This window comes from Frankia sp. CeTa3Moorea, assembly GCF_978021225.1.
Genome location: NZ_CDXDOR010000007.1, coordinates 49,533 through 72,768 on the forward strand (window position 1 = coordinate 49,533; position 23,236 = coordinate 72,768).

Here is a 23,236-nt window from a genome sequence, read left to right on the forward strand (position 1 = left end):
TGGACGGAGATGCTCCAGCCGTCCGGCGAGCACGCCTCGACGCCGACCACCTCGCGGTTGGGGTAGAGCCCGGTGAGCTGCGGGGCGCCAGTGATGAACCGGTGGACGTAGATCTGCTGATAGATTTCCCGGGCGGTGGACTCGGAGATGCCGTCGCTGGTCAGCACCTGCTGGCTGTTGAAGTCGGCCCGTACGGCCAGGTCGAGCTCGGCAAAGTAGTCGGAGTGGCAGGGCATGTAGAACTCGTTGGTGAACGGCGAATCGTCGATCGGGAAGTAGTTGCGCCGTCGGGACAGCCACGACACCCGGTGCGGCAGTTCGCTGTCGGGCCGGGAGATCAGGTCGAGGAACGCCTCGGCGCCGGATTGGCCGCCGCCGATCACCGCCACCCGCTTGTCGCGCAGGCCGACGGCTTTCGACCTGAACTCGCTGACATGGAACTGAGTGCTGCCCAGGTGCGGGCGGGCGAACATCGGCACCCACGGCACGGTGCCGACGCCGACCACCACGTTGTCGGCGAGGAGGGTGCGCTTGTCGGTCTGCACGACAAAGGCGTCGCTGGTGAAGTCGACGGACTGCGCCTCCTCGCCGAACACAACGTTCTCGTTGCGGCTGCAGGCCCAGCCGAGGTAGTTACGGAACTCCGCACGGGGCACTTTTTCGAACTGTGCGTTGAGGTAGTGGTAGATTCGCCCGCGGTCGTGGAGATAGGCTATGAACGAGAATGGGCTGGTCGGGTCGGACAGGCTCACAAGGTCCTTGAACAAGGACACCTGGAGGGTCACTCCCGGGATGAGCTGATCGTCGTGCCAGGTGAATTCGGCCTTCCTGTCGATGACCAGGTTCGGCATCCCTGGGTCACCGTGCAACAGGGCTGCCAGGCTCAGGTTGGCCGGTCCGGCCCCGATTCCGACACAGCGGTACCGCGGAGACTTACTCCCCATGAGAAGAGCTCGCTTTCAGCGTTCGGACAGACGAACTTACATTCGCTCGTGAAACCGGCCGCGCGGGCCCAGGGCGTCGGCGATGGCGAGGCGCAGCACCTCGGAGGCGCCCTCGTAGATCCGCAGCGACCGGATCTGCCGGTACAGCCGCTCCGGCAGGCTGTCGTGCACCAGCCCGGCCGCGCCGTAGACCTGCACGGCCGCGTCCACGACCTGCTGGGCGGCCTCGGTGGCGTACAGCTTCGCGATGCTGGAGTGCCTGGCCAGCGGGGCGCCCCGGTCGGCCTCCCAGGCGGCCCTGGCCACCAGGAGGGCGGCGGCGTTCAGCCGTACCTCGACATCGGCGAAGCTGGCCTTCACCGTCGGCAGGTCGAACAGCCGCCTGCCGTACGCGGCCCGTTCCCTGGCCCTGGCCAGAGCGGCGTCGGCGGCCCGGCGGGCGAAGCCGAGCGCCGCGGCGCCGACGGTGAGACGGAACCGTTCGAGCAGCTCCATGGCCACGATGAACCCGCCGCCGCGGGAGCCCAGGACGGCGTCGGCCGGGACCCGGCAGCCGTCGAACTCCAGCCGGGCGATGTCGCGTTCGGCCACCAGGTCGATCGGCTCGATCCGCAGGCCCGGGGTGCCGGCCGGGACGAGCAGCGCGGTCAGGCCCAGCGCGGCCGGGCCGTCGCCGGTGCGGGCCACCACGCAGAAGACGTCGGCGCCCGCGGCGCCGGCGATCCACGTCTTGTTCCCGTCCAGGACGTACTGCGCGCCGTCTGGCACGGCGCGCAGGGCGAGCGCGGCGACGTCCGAGCCGGCCTGCTCCTCCGACAGCGCGAACGCGCCGGCCAGCTCGCCACGGGCCATGCCGGGCAGCCAGCGCCGCTTCTGCTCGTCGGTGCCGTGGCGCTGGATCGGCCAGGCGGCCAGGACCTGGATCGAGAACGCGAAGTCGGCCAGGTCCTCGGTGTAGGCCAGGGCTTCCCTCGTCAGGCACAGGCTGCGCAGGTCGGCGGGCTCCAGCAGCCCCGCGGCCCCCAGCTCGCGCAGCACGCGGGCGCCGTACTTCGCCGGCGCGCCGGTCCGGGCTGCCGCCGCCAGATCGGCGCGGGTGTCCCAGAACCTGCCGAGCGCCTCGGCCAGCTCGCGGTGTGGCTGCTCGTAGAACGGCAGCGCCACCAGCTCCGGGTCCAGGCTCATGCGGCGGCCCGCCCTGCCATCAGGCGCCTGGCCAACTGCGGCTCGACGAAGAACGCGAACGAGGCGTAGCCGCGCCACACCCGCTGCCAGGCTCGCTCGACGGCAACCGGGCCGGCGGTGCGGCCGACGTGGTCGAGGTAGCCGACGATCAGGTCGGCCGCCTGGCGGGCGTGGCCGGCCGAGACGTTGTCGATGGACAGATGCGCTGCCTCGTAGGCGATGTCGAAGCGGTGATGGCGCATCTTCTCCATCTCGTGCAGCCGCAGCTCGCCGAGGCCGAACATCTCTATCCCCAGGCTGTAGCCGAGGATCTCCTCGTAGCGGGAGTCCGGGAACAGCGCCAGGCTGAGCTGGTAGGTGGCGTACGGGTAGGTCAGGTCGGGCAGCTCGGCCTGGGTGAGGAACTCCTCCGAGCGCAGGTGCGGCAGGTGGATGCCCATGCTGGTCAGGGCCTGGTAGATCAGCGTGATGTGGTTCTTGGCGACGTCGCCGCGGCCCATCTCGTCGGCGTAGATGGCGAACAGCGGCCCGTCGCTGGGGCGGTGGAAGCGGCCGGTGTTGCCGATCCGGTGCATGCAGGCGCCGTCGACGAGGTTGCCCAGCGCGAACCGCTTCTGGTTGTTGATCACGTTCTTCCTGGACGGGATGTCGGTCAGCGGCCGGAAGGGCTCGACGAGCTTCGTCCAGTAGAGGGTGTCCACCCGCTCCCACAGCGCCTCGGGGCTGTAGTCGAACCAGGTGGCGTCGGTGTAGCGCCCGGCGGCTCCCAGCTCGAACATCCCCTCGGCCTGGGCGAGCACCAGCTCGACGCGGCTGCGGGCGGCAGCCAGCACACTGGGGAACCGCTCGACGTTGACCAGGCGGTACAGGAACTGACGCTCGTCGAGAGCCGGCGGCTCGGCGGCGAGGACGTCGCCGGGGTCGGCAGCCACGAGCGCACGCTGCCAGGCAGCGGCGCCCTCGTCGCCGGCGGTGCAGGCAGCCAGGTCGGCGCCGGGTTCCTCACCCGCGGCAACAGCGGCCGCCCACTGCCCGATCGTGCGCGCTTCGGCCTCGTCGAAGATCCCGAACATCGGTCCGCCGAACGTGATCGCCCTGGTGAAGCGGCAACCGCCGGCCCGCAGCGGCTTCAGCTGGCTAGAGGAGCGAAGCTGGCGGGTGAACGCCGCGGCGTCAAATGCCGGGTCGGCGAACAGGTCGCGCAGCGGGGTACCGGAGATCTGCACCTTGTGGTGCTGGCGGCCCGCGTACGGTGCGTGCCTGGCGACGATCAGCGCCACTCTGGCGTCGAGTGACAGGCCCTGGTGCCAGCTCGCGAGCTCGTCGAGCATCGCCACGTGCGCGCTCTCCAGACGCACGACGAGCTGGATCGCCGCGAGCAGCCGCGCCCGGTCGGCCGGGCCGGTAGGCGACTGCTCGGTAAGCGCCAGATACTCCGCCAGCAGCGGCGCCGGATCATACCCAGGGCCGTCCACACCGGATAGTGCGGCGTCGGTGCCCAGTGCCCGGAAGGCGCAGTGCACGCCGACCACCTCGGGCAGGAAACTGGCCGGCAGCCGGGACAGCGCCAGGTAGAAGGCGGCCGTCACCACGGTGAGCGGCCGGGCCTGCGCTGCGGTCAGGAAGTCGGTGGCCGCCAGGCCAGGGAGCACCACGCCGTGCTCCGCCAGCAGCCGGCGGCGCTGATGGGCCAGGGTGCGCTCGGCCACGCCACGACCCAGCAACTCCAGCTGCTCGGCGCCCAGCCGGTTGACGATCATGGCGGGTTGGGTCGCTGGCTGCGACACGGTGTCCAGCCAGCAGCCTTCGATCAGCGCGAGCGGGGCGCGCTGCCGCAGCACCGCGGCCACAGTCTCGGCCGAAGCGGTGCGGAGCCGAGCGGCGACCCCCGCAATCGCCACGCGGGAGCCAGCCAGCTCGGCGAGCACGTGCTCCCGGTCCGGACCGGCCTCCCTGTCCGGACCGGCACTGTCCGGCAGGAACGCGGCGAGCACCCGGCGGGCGGCCACCAGCGTCGCTTCGGACTCCTGCTCGACCAGCAGCTGGCGGTACAGGGCGGCCGGCGGCCCGGCCACGGCCGCGGCTGTCTCGGCGGCCGCGGCCGGGCTGCACTCGAACGGTCCCAGCGGCAGCGAGGTCGTCAGATCGGTCATGCGGCTTTGCTCCTCGCGGCCAGGTGAGCGGCGAGCCCGTGCATCTTCCCGGTGGCCTCGAACGCCTGGCCGCGGCAGTTGAGGTGCAGCCTGTCGCTGCAGTAGATGCCCGCGTCGGCGCAGAGCGGATGGTCGGTGAACGAGACGAAGATCGCGCCGTACTCCTGGGACACCTCCCGCGTGATCCGGGTGACGATCCTGGTCGCCTTGCTGAACATTTCCCCGTACTTCTCGGAGACGATGCCCGCCTGGCTGATATCGAGCATCCCGATGGTGAGGATGTCGGCACCGGTCACCCTGACCCTGGAAACGATCTCGGTCAGCTCGGTGCGCACGGTGATCGGATCGAAGCCCGGCCTGATGAAGTCGTTGCCGCCGCCGGAGAGGAACACCAGGTCGGGCTTGAAGTCCAGGGCCGGCTGCAACTGCGTCTGGCGGATTTCGGTCAGCGTCAGATCGCGCTTGGCCAGCCGAATCTCGTCGAGGTCAGGGTGAATGCGGTGCAGCACGGCACTGATCCGGTCCACCCAGGACAGGTCCTGGTAGCCGGGCACAGCTTCGCGTATTCCGGTCGAGATGCTGTCGCCGATCACCGCGATCCGCTTCCACGGCGCGCCCGCCAGCAACTCCACACCGGCTTCGGTGGAGGTAACGTACGGGTCGGTGGCTTCGGTCAGTTCGGTCATCCCTCGTCCTCGCCGTTGTCGCCGCCGTCGCCGTCGGAGCCGGAGCCGGCGCCGCAGGCTATGGCCGCGGACACTTCCCGCTGCCGGGTGGCAAACTCCAGCCTGGCAATTTCGTCGGCGATCCGCTCGTCATCAGCGCTTATCTCGGCCCCGTCGACCCGGCTGAACCCGAGGACGCCCAGCTCACGCAGGCTCTCCTGTATCCTGGGGCCGAACAGGTTGATGTCCTTCAGCGTTGGGACAATCCGGGTGAACACCCGGCGCCGGAATTCGCGCTGGGCGGGCGAGCGGTTGGCCAGCGCGATGCATTCTTCGGCACCGTAGTCGAGTTTGCGCCACATCTCCTCGCCGACGAACCGGTCCTTGAGCACCCAGCACGCCTCGACCGCGAAATCCTCCCGCTCACGCAGTTCGGCGGTGCTGAGCTGACTGTAGTAGTCGCGCAGTGCCAACCGTCCGAACGCGACATGACGCGCCTCGTCCTGCAGCACGTAGGCGTTGAGCGCCTGCGCCAGCGGATCGCGCATCCGGTCGCGCTGGATGCTGAACGCCGCCAGCGCCAGGCCCTCGATCATCACCTGCATGCCGAGGTAGGTGATGTCCCAGCGGCTGTCACCGATGATCGCCTCAAGCAGGCCGCGCAGACCGGTGGAGATCGGGTACTGCACTTTGATCTTGGTCTGTAGCATGCGCTGGTACGCCTCGACGTGCCTGGCCTCGTCCATCACCTGCGTGGCGGCGTAGAACTTCGAGGCGATGTCCGGCACGGCCTGGACGACCTTCGCCGAGCACACCAGGCCGCCCTGCTCACCGTGCAGGAATTGGGAATAGAGCCAGCCGGCTATATGCCGGCGGACGGTGGTCCGCTCCGCCTCCGGCAGGCGCTCCCACACCGGCGTGCCGGCGATCCAGATGAACTCGTCGGGCAGGCCGAGCGGGTTGTCCGGGTCGACGTCGTGGCTCCAGTCCAGCTGCGTCTCGGCGTCCCACTGGCGCTGCTTGCCGCGGGAGTACAGGTTCAGCATCTGCTCGGTGCCGGCGTCGTAGTCCCAGGTGAACAGCGCGTCCCCGCCGAGCGGAACGGCCCAGCCACCAGCCAGCTCCGCCATCGTGTCTGACTTCATGACCACTCTCTTCAGGTCTCTTCAGGTCTCTTCAGGCTCGGCTGACGACAGCGCGCCGAAGACGTGAGGACACGGCCCCGAAAGCCCACGCCGGGGGCGGCGTGCCGTCCGGCCGCAGGAACAGCGCGGCCGACTCGGCCACGGCGCACGGCAGCAGGCGGTTGAACCGGCTGCCACGGCAGGCCGCCCGGAACTCCGCCCCGCCGTCCCGACCATGCTCGGCCGCGAGGTAGGCGAACGCCGGGTCCAGGGCGCGCCACTGACCGTCGAGGTGGACCTCGCACCAGCCGTGATCGTTGCCGACGAGGCCCAGCAGGAAGCCGCGGCGGGCCCGCGCCTGGAATCCTTCGGCCCGCAGCCGGTTGGCGAGGACCCTCCCCGCCACGACGCAGTCGGCGACACCCAGATCCCAGGACCGTCGGTGGTCGGTGCGCAGCGGCTCGGCGATCGCCTGATAGCGCACCGCGCCGCTGTCGAAGGCACCGAGGACGTCGTCGAACGCCGCGCGGACCCGGCGGTCGGTGATGTCGAAACGCTCGCCGGTGAGCCGGACGCGCACCTGGTACGGATCGACCTGATAACCCTCGGCGACGACCGGCCGCGGCAGGTCGGCAGCCGGGTCGTCCAGGAGCTCGACGCCCTCGGCGTCCAGATCCGGGACCGCCACCTGGAAGGTCTCACCGGTGGGTGCCCGGTGTACCGCAACCGTCCAGTCCAGGGGCACGAACCAGCTGTCCGGCTCGGCCGCCACAAACCGCATGAGCAGCCGCCTGGCCAGTTCAGGCACCGTGGTGCCGGTGCCGGAGTGCAGCGCCGCGTTGGCGACGTCGGTGTAGTCGAGCAGGCCGTCGACCTGCCGCAGGCCGAGCGCGACGACCCCGGCTTCGTCGGTGCACAGCACGGTGGCCGCGTCGGCGAGGGTGGTGTCGAAGACGGCCAGGTCCGGCGGGGTCGGCTCGAAGCGGAGTCTCACATGAGTTCCTTGATGAGCTCGGCAAGGTCACGTGCGGTAACCGCCGCGAACGGGACGTCGTCGGGAATCGCCACACTCAGTGCGTCCTCGAGATCCACCACCACGCTGAGGATCACCACCGACTCGATCTTCGGTAGCAGGTGCATGGGGAGATCCAGGTCGATGTCGGCCTTGTCCATCTGCAGCCGGTTGGCCAGGGCGGTGGCCACCGCGTCCTCGACGGTCTGCATACTCATGAGGCGTCCTTCACGGTCTTCTGGTAGAGGTCCCTGGCGGCTTGGCGGCGAACCTTGCCGGAGCTGGTGTGCGGGATGGAGCGGACGGGCACGGGGTGCACGAACGCCACCCCGGGGCCGAGCTCAGCGGAGATGGCCGCCTCGACGGCACTCGTCAGAGCGGCGGCCTCCGCACCCTCGAGCGGTGTCTCGACGAGGACCGCGAGGTGCTCGAAGCCGCCGTCCCTGGCCTGGAGGGCGGCGCAGGCCCGGACGTCGAAACCCTGGACGCGGCGCGCGATCTGCTCAACGTCTTCGGCGTAGTAGTTCTGACCGCGGATGATTGCCATGTCCTTGAGGCGGCCGACCAGGAACAACTCGCCCTCGGCCTCGAACCCGAGGTCACCGGTGCGCAACCAGCCGTCGGAGGTGAAGGGCTGTTGGTCGGCGGGCAGCCCGAGGTAGCCGCCCATCACGGCCGCGCCACGGATCTGGACCTCGCCGACCTGACCGGCACCCGGGGCGTCGATCCGGAAGGCGATGCCCGGCGCCGCCGAACCGCAGGCGACGACCTCACGGGCGTTGTCGGCCTCCGGGGCGACGCGGGCGACCTCGTCGCCCGGCGCGAGGGCGAACCGGTCGACGGTGAGGTGCCACGGCAGGTCCTTCGGCGTCGCCCAGCTGACGACGAGCGTGGCTTCGGCCATGCCGTAGCACGGAAGCATCGCCTCGGGCCGGAACCCGTACGGGCCGAACACCCGGTTGAATGCCTCCAGCGTCGACCACTGCACGGGCTCGGCGCCGTTGCAGGCGGCCCGCCACCCGGACAGATCGAGTCCGTCGGGAGCGCCGCCGGCTTCGACCGCCTCGACCATGCGCTGATAGGCGAAGTTGGGCATGGGCAGCACGCTGGCGCCGGACGCCGCCGCGCCAGCCAGCCAGCCGCGGGTGTCCCGGAGGAAGTCGGTGGTGCGCCAGAGGTTGACCGAGCAGCCCCTGGCCAGGTGCGCGAGCATGCCGAACAGGCCCATGTCGTGGAACAGCGGCAGCCAGATGCCGATCTCGTCGGTCTCGGTCAGGCCCAGGCCGTCGGCTATGGCCGCCAGGCCGGCCAGGATGGTGTCGGCGGTCAGCCCGACACCCTTGGGCGCCGAGGTGCTACCGGAGGTGTACTGGATCACCGCGAACTCGTCGGCCGGGTTCTCACCGACCGGCCCGGCCGGCTCGGGTACCTCCGTGATGTCGTCCAGCCGGACGTTCGGCAACGTTCCGAGCCGGCTGAGCAGGTGCGCGCTCTGGCCGTCCACCAGCAGGGTCTCCAGCTCGGCGTCCTCGATGACGCGGCGCAGGTGCTTCTGGTAGCCCTCGCTGCTCCCGAACGCCACGGGGAGGGCGATGGGCACCGCGGCAGCCCCGATCCGGAAGCACGCGAGCAGCCCGCGCAGCCAGGGTTCGCCGTTGGCCATCAGGATGCCGACGCGACGCCGGCCGGCGATCACTGTTGCCGTCCGCTCGGCGTCGGCCAGCAGTTGCGTGACGGGTACGGATCGTCCCTCGAACGGCAGGTGCAGTGCCGTCTTCGGGCGGGCGTTGGTGCCTACCGCATCCCAGAGCGCGCTCACCAGGTCTCCCCCTTGCCCGAATAAACGAAATAACGCCCCAAATCGGGAGATTGACGGAATCAATGGAAGCGAAACACAAGTTACGTCAGAGCGCAAGAAGGTTACTAATCTTCAATCAATCGTTCGATTTCGACGATCTTTATCGTGATCATCTGGGGTGGGAACGGGCTGGGCAGATAACGAATCGGGGTCCAGGCGGTCGCGTCGATGGAGACGATCACTTTCCGGACCGCCGCGCCGATCCTGACGATGATCGAGAAACGGGCGTCAGCCCCGCCGCGGGCGGCGACCCCGGCCACCGGGTAGAAACACACTGCCGGCGCGGGAGAGTACCAGACGGGTCTGTTGCATCAACGAAGCCCACTGTCTCGGCGACCCCGGCCAGACATGATCGATTCATGCAGGTCGACCCATGAGGATGCACGCGGTCAGTTCGGGTGTACGACCCTGCGTGGCACGGGCCAGGCCGGTCAGGTCGTGGCCGAGCCGGGCGAAGAGACCCTCGTCCCGGGGGCGGCGTAGCAGCGGAACCAGCCGCCCCACGGCATCACCGAATAACCCCTCGCAGCCAAGACGGCGAGGGGTTTCAAGCCAACTCGGGAATAGTGATCTCTGTGTCCCTGCCGCTTAGCATGCCGGTGCGGTGCCCCGAGCAGTCGTAGTGCCCGGGGCACCGCACCCCATCTTCACGGACGCAGTAGCGGATCGGCTCGCCACTCCTCACCAGGCCAGCGCCTCTGGTCAATGTCGCCGATCACCCTGTTGTAGCTGGCGACATGGTCGGCGAACTCCTCCGCAGTCGGCAAATCACCGACGTGGAGGTCCTGGTGGGCGCCGCGCAGACGGTCACGCAACTGGCGCTCAACCCACGAGGCGGTGTAAGCATGCATCGCGGAGTGGCCGGCGATGCCACTCGTCACCACGGCCATCATGGTCCAGCACACCAGCTCCCCGACAACGGCAGCGTGGATGTGGCGCCCGGCAGGGTCATCGGGACGGCTGGCGATGATCTGCGCGACCTGGTCAGCGAGATCGAGCACCTGTGGAGTCGAGGATCGCTGGTGGACTAGCGCTCCGAACTCGCCGGGATTCCCGGCCATCATGGTGCCCAGATATACCGTGATCGCCTCCGTGGCACCTTCGAAAATTCGGAACAACCGGAAGTCGCGGAAGTGCTGGCCGACGATGCTGGTATCGAGAAAGCCCCGAGCGGCCAACACCTGGAGGGCCGTGTCCACGGCCCTCCAGGCCAGCTCACATCCCAATATTTTTGCACAGAAATACCAGGCGTCGGGGACGACCTGGCCAGCGTCACGCCACGCTGCGATACGGAAAAGCAAAGTCTCTACCGCCTGGACCGCAGCCCCGGCCTCGGCGAATATCTGCCGAATCCGGCCATTCTCGGCCAGATAGCCGGTGGCGACCTCACGCCCCTTGGCAAACCGCTGGGCCAGCTCCAAGGAGCGCATCGCCGCTCCCAGCGTGCTCGCGGGAAGCACCACTCGACCAGCCATAAACGCCGTCTTGGCCGCGGACAGCCCCTTCCCCTCAACCCCCAGCAGCGCCGACGGAAGCACCCGCAGGTCCGTGAAGGTGAGGTCGTACTGCGGGACGGCACGCAAGCCCAGAGTCAGCATTTCCGGGCCAACGCCGAAGCCAGGTGTGCGGCTGTCGACCAGGAAACCCGTGATGCCCATAGCTTGGCCACGTTCGTTATGGAGCTGCGCGAATACGTTCACGTACCGTGCGTCTCCACCCAAGGAGATCCACTTTTTAGTGCCGTTAATCGTGTAGCTGCCATCAGCATGCTTCGTCGCGCGGGCGGTGAGCCCCCTGACGTGCGAACCGATACTCGGTTCACTGATCGCGCTCGTGATCAGTGCCTGGCCCCGGCCCAGGCGCGGCAGCACGTCGCGCTTGACCTCCTCACCCGCGAAAAGCGCGATCGGCGGGGTCCCCAACGTGTTGTGCACCGCGCACAACACCGCGAGGTTGGCGTCGATGGCCCCAAGCTGTATAAACACCCTGGCCATGTCGGCGTTCGACAGCTCCTGCCCCTGGTATTTTCTGGGGATCTGTAACCCGAGCAAACCCACGTCGGCGAAATCCGACACCAACGCAGGCGGCAACGAGCGGCGCTCGTCCATCAACCGGGAGTTCAGAAAATTCCGCGCGTACTGACGCAGAAAGTCCAGCATCCGCGCTACCGAGGCCGATGCCGGGGCTATCTCCGGCACGCCGTCCGTTGCCGTCGGTGGGGTAAGAACCTGTCCAGGGGCCTTCAAGCCCATCCTCTAGTCCTCCCGACTGGGTCCAGTTCACTGGTCCAGCAGTTCCGCCAGCACCTGAGACTTCAGCAGAGTAGCACACCTTTCAGAAGCGTATTTGAGAATAGAAATCTGTGACTGTCTGTGACCTTGATAGGTGTGCAGTGGATGCGCATGCGCCGGAACACGGCCTGGTGGGGTGGGGGGGCGGTCGGGGATTCTGGAAGTCCGCAGTCACCGCCGCCCCAGGAGCATCGCAAAGTCGTATTTATGCTGGTCACGAGGGTGATCTCCTGGTCGGGATAGCGGCGTGGCGGCGTAAGGCTCGAGCGGTGTTGGCGAAACCAGCGAACCGGAGCAGGCTGATCACCAGGGTGCGGAGAGCAGCCATGACCTGGGGACCGCTGCCGATGCGAGCCCGGTGCAGGCCATCACCCAACGTGACGCCACTAAAGCCGGGGGCCGGGTGTTTCGGGAGACGACGTCGGCATCGATGCCGAGGGCGATTCCGCCGCCGTCCCACGCCGCCCCGCTCCCCACCCGAATGTGGATCAACCAGCCCCAGTGACGATCGAGACCGAGAATGCGCGCCAAGAACCGACCCGCCCGCGGGAAACATCCGGGTGGCGCAGGTCACCTCGGCGAGGCGCGCGGGTGGCGACACTGGCGTGGTCCGGCCCGGACGTGTGTTTCGTCGGGGTGCGCGCCGTTTGGTCCGGTTGCCGACATTGACACGAGCTGGCGTGCGGGGGCATCCTGGCCGGGCAGCACCTCGTTCGGTGAGGCGTCTGCGCGGACATAGGCCACTGACCTTGAACGTCGAGAGACGCCCCGGGTCAGGACAGCTCTCCCCGGGCTAAGGGGTGAGCCCAAGTGGCTTCCCGGTGGGGATTACGCCGCGCAGTGCCAAAGCTCTGACGAGGAGGGGTGCTCGGTGTCGCCCGGCTTCCGCCGGGTGTGGTTGTCGCGGTCACCCCGCCTGGACTAGTCGCGCCTGCGGGCGCCTGGTGGAAGGGGGGTGGCGGGATGAGTCCCGGCCATAGTTGCCGTCTGTCTTGGGCTGACTCGGTGACCCCCGTCGCCTCGGTGACCCCCCTCGCCTGAGCCTGCCGACACAACCATGCGGGCGGACGCGGATGCCGTTCGCGGCCCGGGGAGCTGACGTGATGACTGTCGTGGAGAACGCGTTTTACGCCGCGGGCCGGCGCTTGGCGCGGCCGGGCTCGCTGGGCGAGACCTACCAGTTGCTGCGGGACCGCCGGGGCCGGAACAAGCAAGATCTGGCGTGGATCGGTCTGGTCCACCCGGACGAGCGGGAGATCGCTTCGATCGCGGCCGAGTTCGACCTGCACGAGCTGGCAATCGAGGACGCGGTGCAGGCACATCAACGGCCGAAGCTGGAACGGTACGGCAAGACCCTGTTCGTGGTGTTGCGGGCCGCCCGTTATGACGACGCGCGGGAAGAGGTTGACTTTTCCGAACTGCACGTCTTCGTCGGGGACGACTTCGTCATCACAGTTCGGCACGGGGATACGCCGGATCTGCCTCGGGTGCGCCGGCGGATGGAGTCCGACCCGGAGCTGTTGGCCCACGGCCCGGAGGCGGTGTTGTACGCAATCCTGGACCGGGTCGTCGACGATTACGCCCCGGTGGTGGACGGGTTGGTGAACGACATCGACGAGATCGAGACCGAGGTGTTCCGGGGAGCTCCGGCGGTGAGCCGGCGCATTTACGAGCTGTCCCGTGAGGTCATCGAGTTCCAGCGGGCGGCCAAGCCGCTGCTGGGCATGCTGGACGCGCTGGCCGCGGGGTTCGCCAAGTACGGCGTGGACCCCGAGCTGCAGCAGTACCTGCGGGACGTGTCCGACCACGCGGTGGGCGTGGTGGAGCGGATCGAGGGGTTCCGCCAACTGCTGGCGAACATCCTGACCGTCAACGCCGCGCTGGTCGGGCAGCGGCAGAACGAGGAGATGAAGACGCTGACCGAGTCGAGCCTCGCGCAGAACGAGGAGGTCAAGAAGATCTCGGCCTGGGCGGCCATCCTCTTCGCGCCCACCCTGATCGGCACTGTGTACGGGATGAATTTCGAGACCATGCCGGAACTGAGCTGGGAGTTCGGGTACCCGTTCGCGCTCGGCCTGATGGCCTTGGTGTCCATTATGCTGTACGTGATCTTCAGGCAGCGGCGGTGGCTGTGACCAGCGCGAGGAGGACGAGGGCGTCGGCTGGCCCACGTATCGTGAGGTTGCCGCCGGTGTGGATTGCACAGCCCGCTCCGGCTTCCTCGAACAGCCGGTTACGTATCGCCCCGCAGGCTCGTGAGCGGCGGCTCGTACGCGGACACTGGGGCGTATGGCGAGCGGCAGACTGCGGATCTACCTCGGCGCGGCGCCGGGGGTGGGCAAGACCTACGACATGCTCTGTGAGGCTCAGCGGCGCAAGGCGCGCGGAACGGACGTCGTGGTCGGGCTGGTGGAGACCCATGGGCGACCGCGGACCGCCGCGTTGCTGGACGGATTGGAGATCATGCCCCGCCGCACGGTCTCCTACCGCGGTGCCACCTTTACTGAGATGGACGTGGATGCGATCCTGGCCCGCGCGCCAGCGGTGGTGCTCGTCGACGAGCTGGCGCACACGACCGTCCCGGGGTGCCGGAACGCCAAGCGTTGGCAGGACGTCCACGAGCTGTTGAACGCGGACATCGACGTGCTGTCGACGTTGAACATCCAACATCTGGAGTCGCTCAACGACGTCGTGGAAAGGATCACCGGAGTCCCGCAGCGGGAGACCGTGCCGGACGCGGTGGTACGCGCCGCCGAACAAGTCGAACTGGTCGACATGACACCGGAGGCGCTGCGGCGGCGGATGGCCCACGGCAACATCTACGGCCCAGACAAGATCGACGCCGCGCTGGGCAACTACTTCCGGGTCGGCAATCTGACCGCGCTGCGGGAGTTGGCACTGCTGTGGCTGGCCGACAAGGTGGACGAACAGCTCGATCACTACCGCACCGAGCACCAGATCTCCGGCATCTGGGAGACGCGGGAGCGGGTGGTTGTCGCACTGACCGGCGGCCCTGAGGGCGACACCCTGATCCGCCGGGCGGCGCGGATCGCGGATCGCGCCAAGGGTGCGGACCTGCTCGCGGTCCACGTCACCCGATCCGATGGCCTGGCCGGTGCGTCGCCCGCGCATCTGGCCCGGCAGCGGGTGTTGGTGGAGAGCCTGGGCGGCAGCTACCACCAGGTGGCCGGGGACGACATTCCCATTGCGCTGCTGGAATTCGCCCGAGCGGAGAACGCGACCCAACTCGTGCTCGGCGCGAGCCGGCGCGGCCGGCTGGCCCACATGATCGACCCTGGTATCGGCGTCACGACAACGAAACTGTCCGGGCCGATCGACGTGCACCTGGTCACCCACGAGGAGGTGGGCAAGGGGCGGCTGCTGCCCCGCCGGGCCCGTGGGCTGACCCTCCGGCGGCGGCTTGCCGGTGTCTTGGCCGCGGTCGTGCTGCTGCCGCTGCTGACCCTTGCGTTGACGCACCAGCGGACCGATCTCAACCTGACCAGCAACGTGCTGGGGTTCCTGATCGTGGTGGTCGCCGTGGCGCTGGTGGGCGGCCTGCTGCCGGCGTTGCTGGCCGCGCTTGGCGGCTTGCTGCTGCTGAACTACTACTTCATCCCACCAATACACCGCTTCATCATCGCCGAGAGTAACAACGTGCTCGCACTCCTGGCGTTCCTGGCGGTTGCGGTGATGGTGAGCAGCGTGGTCGACCTGGCCGCCCGGCGGACCAGCCAGGCGGTACGCGCTACCGCGGAGGCGGAGATGCTCTCGACCTTGGCCGGGAGCGTGCTGCGTGGCGAGCAGGCGCTGCCGGCACTGCTCGCGCAGGTGCGGGAGACGTTCGGGCTGACCTCGGTCGCCCTGCTCGAACGCGCAGCCGAGGGCGGTCAGAACGGCGCCCACAAGGCAGACCGTCACGGCTGGCGGGTGGTCGACAGCGCCGGGCCCGACCCGTGCCTGCGGCCGGACGAGGCCGACACGGAAGTACCGGTCAGCGAGAAGCTGACGTTGGTCCTGCGGGGCCGGCCGCTGCCCGCGGCGGACCGCCGGGTACTCACCGCCTTCGCCGCGCAGGCCGCGGTCGCCCTCGAACAGCGGCGGCTGGCCCAGGTGGCAGCGGAAGCCGGGCCACTCGCCGAAGCGGACCGCACCCGCCGCGCCCTGCTCACTGCCGTCAGCCACGACCTGCGCAGCCCGCTCGCCACGGCCTCGGCGGCAGTCGCGAACCTACGCGGCAACGAGGTCGAGTGGAGCGCCGAGGAGCAGGCGGAACTGCTCGCCACCGCTGAGGAAGCGTTGGACCATCTGGCCCGGCTGGTGGAGAACCTGCTCGACATGAGCCGGTTGCAGGCTGGACGCCTGAGCGTGTTCCCCGCCCCGGTCGGGCTCGACGACGTGATTCCCGGCGTGCTGCGCGACCTGGGCCCGGCAGCTCGCGACGTGGCTGTGACGGTCCCGGACGACCTTCCGCTGGCCTACGCCGACCCGGCGCTACTGGAACGGGTGATCGCCAACCTGCTGTCCAACGCGACCCGCTATTCACCCCCGGGCCAGCCCCCGCTGATCACCGCTAGTGCGTTGCGCGACCGGATCCAGCTGCGGGTCATCGACCGCGGGCCTGGACTGCCCGCGGAGGAGCGTGACCAGGCGTTCACGCCGTTCCAGCGGCTGGGCGACACCGACAACGACAGCGGCATCGGGCTGGGCCTCGCGCTCTCCCGGGGCCTGACGGAGGCGATGGGCGGCACCCTGACGCCGGAGGACACCCCCGGCGGGGGCCTGACCATGGTGGTAACGCTGCCGGTCGCGACGGTCGGCGGGTCCGCCCAGCCGGCGGGCGGTGCGGTCCTCAGATCGCGGGACGGTCAACAGACAACGAGGTCATAGTTTGACGATGAGGTCATGGCTGGCCAACGAGGTCACATGTGGATAACGAGGTCATGGCTGGAACCGGTAGCCCATGCCTGGCTCGGTGATGAGGTGGCGGGGCTGTGCCGGGTTGAGTTCAAGTTTGTGGCGCAGCCGGCCGATGTACTGGCGCAGGTAGTGGCTCTGCTCCTTGGGGGCGGGACCGCCGGCCTGGGGCAGCAGATCCCGGTAGGTCAGTAGCTTTTCGGGGTGGCGGACCAGGACGTCGAGCAGGTGCCATTCCGTGGGGGTGAGCCGGACCTCGGCGGGACCGTCCGGGCGTGCGCTGTCGGGTTTGCGGGTGACGCGCCGTGCGTCGAGGTCGATCAGATAGTCGCCCAGGGCGACGGTGAGCGGTTCGGTGGGCGGCGGGGTGCGCCGGACGACGGCGCGCAGCCGGGCGAGCAGTTCGTCGACCCGGAAGGGCTTGGTGACGTAGTCGTCGGCACCGGCGTCCAACGCTACGATCTTATCGCTGCTGCCGGCGCGCCCGGAGAGCACGATGACCGGGGCGGCGGTCCAGCCGCGCAGGGCGTGGATGACGTCGACGCCATCGAGGTCGGGAAGCCCCAGGTCGAGCAGGATGATGTCGGGTTCGTGTTCGGCGGCGGCGGCGAGCGCGCGGCTTCCGTCCGCGGCGACGGTGACCTGGTAGCCGCGGGCGCGCAGGGTGATGTGTAGCGCGCGGAGCAGCCGTGGGTCGTCGTCCACCACGAGCACGCTGGTCACGCGTCATCTCCCGGCAGTGAACCGGGCGGTACGGCGGGCAGGGTGCGAATCATCGTGAGGCCTCCGCCGGGGGTGTCCTCGGGGCTGAGCGTCCCGTTACCTGGTCCTCTTGTCGAGGGCCAGGTTCAGGGCGAGGACGTTGACCGTGGGTTCGCCCATGAAGCCCAGCGACCGGCCGTCTTCGTGGTCGTGGACCAACGCGCGGACCGTGGCCGGGTCGAGGCCGCGTTCCTTCGCGACCCGGTTCACCTGCAGGTAGGCGTAGGCCGGGGAGATGTCGGGGTCGAGGCCGCTACCGGAAGCGGTGACCGCGTCCGCCGGGACCGGGTTGTCCGTGCCCTTACCCGGCCCCTTGATCGGCACAGTGATGCCGGCCGAGTAGTCCTCGCCGGGCTTGGTGCACTCGACCTTGACGCCCTGGTACGTGGCGACGAAGGGCGCGGCCGGGCACTCCTCGTTGATGCTGACGGCCCGGGTGACCGGTCCGGTGGTGCCGCCGGTCCGGAACACCGACAGGACCGCGCCGACGCCGTTCGCGGTGCAGAAGGGACGCCGGCCGTCGGCCCCTTCCAGGTCACCGATGGCCTTGCTGCGGGCGCAGACCTGGGTGAGCAGGCTCTGGCTGCTTTCGTCCTCGTCCTTGGTGGCCGGGTCGTCGAAACTGTCGACAATGTCTTCCGGGCCGAGGTTGGACGCGGACGTTGACGTCGGATCGTACCCGTCGCCGGCCGCCGACGGGCGGGACTGGAAGTATTTGGGGATCGGGTTGCCCTTGTCGTCGGTGAACAGTTGGCCGATCTCGGCTGAACCGACGATCTGGCCGCTGGCGTTCGTGACGAACGAGCCGTTCGCCTTGTCCTTCAGCCCGGGAAGCTGCGCAATGGCCGTGATGACCAGCGGATAGGCGATGCCGGTGAGCACGGTCAGCACGAGCAGTGCGCGGAAGGCGGCGAGATGCTGCCGCACGAAGGAGGGAAGTCGGGTCACAGGCATGGTTACCGGGCTCCCGGGATGAACTGGATGACAAGGTCGATGAGTTTGATCCCGACGAACGGGATGATCAGACCGCCGACGCCGTAGATGTAGAGGTTGCGACGCAGCATCGCCGACGCGCTGGACGGGGTGTAACGGACGCCGCGCAGCGCCAGCGGGATCAGGGCGAGGATGACGAGCGCGTTGAAGATGACGGCGGAGAGGATCGCCGACTGCGGGCTGTGCAGCCGCATGAGGTTGAGCGTGTCCAGCCCGGGATAGATCGCCGCGAACATCGCCGGGATGATCGCGAAGTACTTGGCGATGTCGTTGGCGATCGAGAAGGTGGTCAGCGCCCCGCGGGTGATGAGCAGCTGCTTCCCGATCTCGACGATCTCGATCAGCTTCGTCGGGTTGGAGTCGAGGTCGACCATGTTGCCGGCCTCCTTGGCGGCCGACGTGCCGGTGTTCATCGCCACGCCGACATCGGCCTGGGCGAGCGCAGGGGCGTCGTTGGTGCCGTCGCCGGTCATTGCGACGAGCTTGCCGCCAGCCTGCTCTCGTTTGATCAGGGCCATCTTGTCTTCGGGCGTGGCCTCGGCGAGGAAGTCGTCGACGCCCGCCTCCTCGGCGATCGACCGGGCGGTCCGCGGATTGTCACCGGTGATCATGATGGTGCGGATGCCCATCCGGCGCATCTCGTCGAACCGCTCACGCATGCCCTGCTTGACGACGTCCTTGAGCTGGATCACGCCCAGGACGCGGGCCGTGCCGCCATCGGTGGCCTCGGCAACGACCAGCGGGGTGCCGCCGGAAGCGGAGATGCCGTCCACGATCTCCCCGGTCTCCGCGGGCACGGTGCCACCACGATCTCGCACCCAGGTGATCACCGCGCTGGCCGCTCCCTTGCGCACCTGCCGGTTCGGCCCCCCGTCGATCGCATCGAGGTCGACCCCGGACATCCGGGTCTGGGCGGTGAACGCCACGAACCGGGCGTGGCTGAGCTCACCGGGGCTACGCTCCCGCAGGCCGTAGGTGTTCTTCGCGTGCACGACGATGGAGCGGCCCTCGGGGGTCTCGTCCGCGAGCGAGGACAGCTGGGCCACGCTGGCCAGGTCATTCTCCGACGTGCCGCCGACCGGGACGAAGGCCCGCGCCTCCCGGTTGCCAATAGTGATCGTCCCGGTCTTGTCGAGCAGGAGGGTGTTGACGTCGCCGGCGGCCTCGACGGCCCGGCCGGACATGGCCAGCACGTTGCGTTGGACCAGCCGGTCCATGCCGGCGATGCCGATCGCGGACAGCAACGCGCCGATCGTCGTCGGGATCAGGCAGACCAGCAGCGACACCATCACGATCCCGGACAGGCCGTCGCCGTTCAGCGCGCTGGTGTCCGGCACGCCCGGCAGCTGCGCCTTCGAGAAGATCGCCAACGGCTGCAGGGTCGCGACAGCGAGCAGGAAGGTGAGCGCCAGGGCGGCCAGCAGGATGTTCAGCGCGATCTCGTTCGGGGTCTTCTGCCGATTCGCCCCCTCCACCAGCGCGATCATCCGGTCGATGAAGCTCTCGCCCGGTTTCTGAGTGATCCGCACGACGATCCGGTCCGACAGCACCCGGGTGCCGCCGGTCACCGAACTGCGGTCACCGCCGGACTCCCGGATCACCGGCGCGGACTCACCGGTGATGGCCGACTCGTCGACGCTGGCAATCCCCTCGATGACGTCGCCGTCCCCGGGGATGAACTGACCCGCCTCGACGACGACGGTGTCGCCCTGCCGCAGCCGCGGCGCGGGCACCTCCTCGAGCCGGCCGTCGTCGCGCAGCCGGTGGGCGATCGTGTCAGTCTTGGTGCGGCGTAGCGCGTCCGCCTGGGCCTTGCCGCGGCCCTCCGCAACCGCTTCGGCGAGGTTGGCGAACAACACGGTCAGCCAGAGCCAGACCGTGATCAGCCAGCTGAACGCGGTCTCGTCCCGAATCGCCAGGACAGTAGTGAACACCGCGCCGATCTCCACGATGAACATCACCGGGTTGCGCCACAGCGTGCGCGGGTCGAGCTTGCGCAGCGCGTCCGGCGTCGACCGCAGGAGCATCGTCGGGTCGAGCAGCCCCCCCTGTACCCGCCGGGGAGCCGGCGGCGGGGTCGGCGCGGGCGCCGGAACCGGCGTACCCGCAATGGTCGAGGTGGACATCTAGTGCAGACCCTCCGCGAGCGGACCGAGCGCGAGCGCCGGGAAGAAGGTGAGAGCGACGATGATCACGGTGACGCCGACGAGCATCCCCACGAACTGCGGGCGATGGGTCGGCAGCGTCCCCGCGGTTTCCGGCACCGGCTGCTGTTTCGCAAACGATCCGGCCAGCCCCAGCACGAAGACCATCGGCAGGAAGCGGCCGAAGGCCATCGCGAGGCCGAGCGCGGTGTTATACCAGTCGGTGTTCACCGTGATGCCGGCGAACGCCGAGCCGTTGTTGTTCGCCGCCGAGGTGAAGGCGTAGAGCACCTCGGACAGGCCGTGCGGCCCGCTGTTGAGCATCCCCGCCCGTTCCCCCGGCAGCGCCATCGCCAGGCCGGTGCCGACCAGCACGATGACCGGCATCGTGAGGAAATACAGCGAGGCGAACTTGATCTCTCGACTGCCGATCTTCTTGCCCAGGTACTCCGGCGTTCGTCCAATCATCAAACCCGCGACGAACACCGTGATCACCGCGAGGACCAGGATCCCGTAGAGTCCCGATCCGGTGCCGCCGGGCGCGACCTCGCCGAGCATCATGTTGAACAGCAGCGTCGCGCCACCCAGGCTGGTGTACGAGTCATGGAACGAGTCGACGGACCCGGTCGACGTCAGCGTCGTGGCCGTGGCGAACAGCGCCGAGTCCGGCACACCAAACCGGGTCTCCGTACCCTCCCGGGCCGCCCCGACGGCTGTCGGCACCGTGCCGTGGTGGATCGCCTGGAACACCTCGTTGGCTCCCAGACTGCCCAGCGCCAGCACCGCCATCACCGCGACGATCGCCAGCCCCTGCCGGGTGCTGCCGACCATCTTGCCGAACGTCCGCGGCAACGCGAACCCGATCGACAGCAGCAGGTAGATCTCGAACCAGTTCGTCCAGGAGGTCGGGTTCTCGAACGGATGCGAGGAGTTGGCGTTGTAGAAGCCGCCGCCGTTGGTGCCGAAGTCCTTGATGGCCTCCTGGCTGGCGACCGGACCCCCGGTGACCGCCTGCTCCCCCCCGGCCAGGGTGGGGACCGTGGTGTTCCCGTGGAAGTTCTGGATCGCACCGCCGGCGATCAGCACGATCGCCGCGAGCGCGCAGACCGGCAGCAGGATCCGCACGACGGTGCGGACCAGGTCCACCCAGAAGTTGCCCAGCTGGTCGGTCTTCTTCCGGGCGAAGCCGCGCACCACCGCGATCGCCACCGCGATACCTACCGCGGCGGACACGAAGTTCTGCACCGCCAGGCCGGACATCTGGACCAGATGGCCCATCGTCGACTCACCCGAATAGGCCTGCCAGTTCGTGTTCGTGGTGAAACTGACCGCCGTGTTCCACGCCAGGTCCGGCTTGACCGCCGGCAGGCCCAGCGCCAGCCACAGGTGGTTCTGCACCCGCTGGAACAGGTACAGGAACAGCACCGAGACGAGCGAGAACGCCAGCACGCTGCGGGCATACACCGACCAGCGCTGCTCGGCGCCCGGATCCACCCCGATCAGCCGGTAGATACCGCGTTCCACCCGCAGGTGCTTCCCGCTCGTATGCACCCGGGCCATATAGTCGCCGAATGGCCGGTAAGTCAGGGTAAGAGCCAGCACCATCGAGACGATGAAGATGACGCCCGCGGCGTTCGTGCCCATCTAGAACCGCTCCGGGAACAGCAGGGCCGCCACGAGGAAGATCGCGAGGGCTACGGCAAGGATCAGGCCGGCGATGTTCTCCACGCTCACAGCTTCTCCACTGCCTTGAGGGTTAGCCCGAGTACCGCGAACACCGCAAGGGTCAGCAGCACGAAGACAACGTCACGCACGGAACTCCTGCCTTCTACTTTGGATGAGCTCGGATTCGGATGAGATCGGAACAAATGCGCCGCCCTGGCTGGCGTCCTGGCCTGATGGCAGCTGCCAGTATCTAGCCCTTGCCGCCAGCGGACCAGCGAAGCTAACGGTCCAATGACGCCCAATCCCGAAAATTCAACACGGTGCTCACACGGCATCCGGCCCGGACGAGATCCGCACCCGCGCACAACCCGGTGTGCGCAACCCGGATGAGACGCAGAACACCTCTCGGTGGTCCACGGACGGCCGCCCGGGCGGGGAGCAGGCCGGTCCGCCCCGTCTTGTCCAGGTGATCCCCGCGAAGGGTGTCCTGACGCCATGGCGTCCTGACGCTGGGGTGTCCTGGCGCTGGGGTGTCCTGGCGCTACCGTGAGTGCTAATGAGGCGTGGTGGTTACGGCTGGTAGCGGTAGCCCAGGCCCGGTTCGGTGGTCAGGTAGCGGGGTCGGGCCGGGTCGGGTTCGAGCTTGCGACGCAGTTTGTTGATGTAGAGGCGGAGCGAGGAGCTGTCGTCCGCCACGCCGGGACCCCAGACCTGACTGATCAGCTGCTGATGGCTGATGAGCTTGCCGGGGTGGCGTACCAGTGCTTCCAGCAGCCGCCATTCTGTCGGGGTGAGGCGTAGACCGTCCGGCTTGTCCTCTCCACCGGTCGCGGATGGACCCTCACGACCGCTGCCCGCGCCCGCGCTCGCGTCGGCGTCGGCGTCGGCGTCGGCGCTGTCTCGTGGGCTGATTCGCTTTTCCCCGAGGTCGATCCGGTACCGGCCGAGGTCGACAACGGTCACCGGTTCCGCGCTGGCGGCGCGGCGGGTCACGGCCCGGATCCGGGCCAGCAGCTCGTCGATCGAGAACGGCTTCGTGACGTAGTCGTCGGCGCCGGCGTCGAGCGCGGCCACCTTGTCGTGACCCGAGGCGCGACCGGACAACACGATGATGGGAACCCCGGTCCAACCCCGTAGCCCCTGGATGACCTCAACGCCGTCCATGTCGGGCAAGCCAAGATCCAGAATGACCAGGTCGGGTGGGCACGACGCCGCCTCCGACAGCGCGTGCCGGCCGTCCACCGCTGTGCGTACCTCGAACCCCCGAGCGCGCAGGGTGATCCGCATGGCCCGCAGCAGCTGCGGTTCGTCCTCCACGAACAGAAGACGGGTCATATCCGCCCCGTCCCCTCCAGCCACCTCCGGACCGGCAGCGCCTCCTACCCTGGCATCATCCCTCATCCTCGCCCCCTGCGCCCCTACCTGCCAAGATGAGACGAGACAGGCAGTACTTTCCATCTAGGCTGACTTGGGCGGGGCTGGGAGAGGTAGATCGTGACGATGATGCTGACGGCCGGGCGGGC

The 23,236-nt window shown here is 68.6% G+C and carries 18 protein-coding genes and 1 riboswitch; of the genes, 2 read left to right on the plus strand and 16 right to left on the minus strand.

Annotated features, from left to right (window positions below):
* From AC08OV_RS02835 to AC08OV_RS02880, 10 genes are all read right to left on the minus strand, one after another.
* Positions 1-944 (minus strand): SidA/IucD/PvdA family monooxygenase (locus tag AC08OV_RS02835; protein ID WP_476619259.1); only part of this gene is annotated, 944 nt, incomplete at its 3' end.
* Positions 945-980: 36 nt separating this feature from the next.
* A complete protein-coding gene (locus tag AC08OV_RS02840; RefSeq protein ID WP_476612386.1) occupies positions 981-2,129 on the minus strand; it encodes an acyl-CoA dehydrogenase family protein in 1,149 nt (382 codons plus the stop codon).
* Positions 2,126-4,282 carry an iron-containing redox enzyme family protein gene (locus tag AC08OV_RS02845; RefSeq protein ID WP_476612385.1) on the minus strand — a complete coding sequence of 719 codons (2,157 nt, stop codon included), beginning with the start codon at positions 4,280-4,282 and terminating at the stop codon, positions 2,126-2,128. The genes AC08OV_RS02840 and AC08OV_RS02845 overlap by 4 nt, the downstream gene beginning before the upstream one ends.
* Positions 4,279-4,968 (minus strand): SGNH/GDSL hydrolase family protein, encoded by a 690-nt coding sequence (locus AC08OV_RS02850; protein ID WP_476612384.1) that lies wholly within the window; start codon positions 4,966-4,968, stop codon positions 4,279-4,281. Before AC08OV_RS02850 ends, AC08OV_RS02845 begins: the two co-directional genes overlap by 4 nt.
* Positions 4,965-6,092 (minus strand): diiron oxygenase, encoded by a 1,128-nt coding sequence (locus tag AC08OV_RS02855; RefSeq protein WP_476612383.1) that lies wholly within the window; start codon positions 6,090-6,092, stop codon positions 4,965-4,967. Before AC08OV_RS02855 ends, AC08OV_RS02850 begins: the two co-directional genes overlap by 4 nt.
* Before the next feature lie 31 nt (positions 6,093-6,123).
* Positions 6,124-7,065: a transglutaminase-like domain-containing protein gene (locus AC08OV_RS02860; protein WP_476612382.1), complete on the minus strand. Its 942-nt coding sequence runs from the start codon at positions 7,063-7,065 to the stop codon at positions 6,124-6,126.
* Entirely contained in the window at positions 7,062-7,301 is a 240-nt protein-coding gene (locus AC08OV_RS02865) for an acyl carrier protein (protein WP_011437665.1), read from the minus strand. Before AC08OV_RS02865 ends, AC08OV_RS02860 begins: the two co-directional genes overlap by 4 nt.
* A complete protein-coding gene (locus AC08OV_RS02870) occupies positions 7,298-8,902 on the minus strand; it encodes an AMP-binding protein (protein ID WP_476612381.1) in 1,605 nt (534 codons plus the stop codon). Before AC08OV_RS02870 ends, AC08OV_RS02865 begins: the two co-directional genes overlap by 4 nt.
* Before the next feature lie 104 nt (positions 8,903-9,006).
* Positions 9,007-9,201, minus strand: coding sequence for a hypothetical protein (locus tag AC08OV_RS02875; RefSeq protein ID WP_476619260.1), 195 nt, complete (start codon positions 9,199-9,201; stop codon positions 9,007-9,009).
* Positions 9,202-9,588: 387 nt separating this feature from the next.
* On the minus strand, positions 9,589-11,193 hold the full coding sequence (locus AC08OV_RS02880; RefSeq protein WP_476619261.1) for an acyl-CoA dehydrogenase family protein: 1,605 nt from the start codon (positions 11,191-11,193) through the stop codon (positions 9,589-9,591).
* Between the two features lie 740 nt (positions 11,194-11,933).
* Positions 11,934-12,101, plus strand: a riboswitch (M-box (ykoK) riboswitch).
* Between the two features lie 234 nt (positions 12,102-12,335).
* Here AC08OV_RS02880 and corA point away from each other — a divergent pair.
* Together corA and AC08OV_RS02890 are read left to right on the plus strand one after the other, a co-directional pair.
* Positions 12,336-13,367, plus strand: coding sequence for a magnesium/cobalt transporter CorA (gene corA, locus AC08OV_RS02885; RefSeq protein ID WP_476614365.1), 1,032 nt, complete (start codon positions 12,336-12,338; stop codon positions 13,365-13,367).
* Positions 13,368-13,521: 154 nt separating this feature from the next.
* A complete protein-coding gene (locus AC08OV_RS02890) occupies positions 13,522-16,122 on the plus strand; it encodes a sensor histidine kinase (RefSeq protein ID WP_476614366.1) in 2,601 nt (866 codons plus the stop codon).
* Positions 16,123-16,173: 51 nt separating this feature from the next.
* Here the strand turns inward: AC08OV_RS02890 and AC08OV_RS02895 are convergent, their stop codons facing one another.
* From AC08OV_RS02895 to AC08OV_RS02920, 6 genes are all read right to left on the minus strand, one after another.
* Entirely contained in the window at positions 16,174-16,872 is a 699-nt protein-coding gene (locus tag AC08OV_RS02895; protein WP_476614367.1) for a response regulator, read from the minus strand.
* A 96-nt stretch (positions 16,873-16,968) separates the two neighbouring features.
* Positions 16,969-17,865, minus strand: coding sequence for a potassium-transporting ATPase subunit C (locus AC08OV_RS02900; protein WP_476614368.1), 897 nt, complete (start codon positions 17,863-17,865; stop codon positions 16,969-16,971).
* 2 nt (positions 17,866-17,867) lie between these two features.
* Positions 17,868-20,030, minus strand: coding sequence for a potassium-transporting ATPase subunit KdpB (gene kdpB, locus AC08OV_RS02905; RefSeq protein WP_476614369.1), 2,163 nt, complete (start codon positions 20,028-20,030; stop codon positions 17,868-17,870).
* The gene (gene kdpA / locus AC08OV_RS02910) at positions 20,031-21,692 is read right to left on the minus strand and encodes a potassium-transporting ATPase subunit KdpA (protein ID WP_476614370.1); all 1,662 of its coding nucleotides are present in this window, start codon (positions 21,690-21,692) and stop codon (positions 20,031-20,033) included.
* Positions 21,693-21,782 (minus strand): K(+)-transporting ATPase subunit F, encoded by a 90-nt coding sequence (gene kdpF, locus AC08OV_RS02915; protein ID WP_462188043.1) that lies wholly within the window; start codon positions 21,780-21,782, stop codon positions 21,693-21,695. It abuts the gene before it with no gap.
* Positions 21,783-22,283: 501 nt separating this feature from the next.
* Positions 22,284-23,048: a response regulator gene (locus tag AC08OV_RS02920; protein ID WP_476614371.1), complete on the minus strand. Its 765-nt coding sequence runs from the start codon at positions 23,046-23,048 to the stop codon at positions 22,284-22,286.
* Between the last annotated feature and the right edge of the window lie 188 nt (positions 23,049-23,236).

Coding starts and splice junctions, on each gene's coding strand:
- kdpA (WP_476614370.1), bottom strand. CDS start 21,692: ATGGGCACGAACGCCGCGGGCGTCATCTTCATCGTCTCGATGGTGCTG.
- AC08OV_RS02900 (WP_476614368.1), bottom strand. CDS start 17,865: ATGCCTGTGACCCGACTTCCCTCCTTCGTGCGGCAGCATCTCGCCGCC.
- AC08OV_RS02855 (WP_476612383.1), bottom strand. CDS start 6,092: ATGAAGTCAGACACGATGGCGGAGCTGGCTGGTGGCTGGGCCGTTCCG.
- corA (WP_476614365.1), top strand. CDS start 12,336: ATGACTGTCGTGGAGAACGCGTTTTACGCCGCGGGCCGGCGCTTGGCG.
- AC08OV_RS02890 (WP_476614366.1), top strand. CDS start 13,522: ATGGCGAGCGGCAGACTGCGGATCTACCTCGGCGCGGCGCCGGGGGTG.
- AC08OV_RS02850 (WP_476612384.1), bottom strand. CDS start 4,968: ATGACCGAACTGACCGAAGCCACCGACCCGTACGTTACCTCCACCGAA.
- AC08OV_RS02880 (WP_476619261.1), bottom strand. CDS start 11,193: ATGGGCTTGAAGGCCCCTGGACAGGTTCTTACCCCACCGACGGCAACG.
- AC08OV_RS02845 (WP_476612385.1), bottom strand. CDS start 4,282: ATGACCGATCTGACGACCTCGCTGCCGCTGGGACCGTTCGAGTGCAGC.
- AC08OV_RS02865 (WP_011437665.1), bottom strand. CDS start 7,301: ATGAGTATGCAGACCGTCGAGGACGCGGTGGCCACCGCCCTGGCCAAC.
- AC08OV_RS02840 (WP_476612386.1), bottom strand. CDS start 2,129: ATGAGCCTGGACCCGGAGCTGGTGGCGCTGCCGTTCTACGAGCAGCCA.
- AC08OV_RS02920 (WP_476614371.1), bottom strand. CDS start 23,048: ATGACCCGTCTTCTGTTCGTGGAGGACGAACCGCAGCTGCTGCGGGCC.
- kdpB (WP_476614369.1), bottom strand. CDS start 20,030: ATGTCCACCTCGACCATTGCGGGTACGCCGGTTCCGGCGCCCGCGCCG.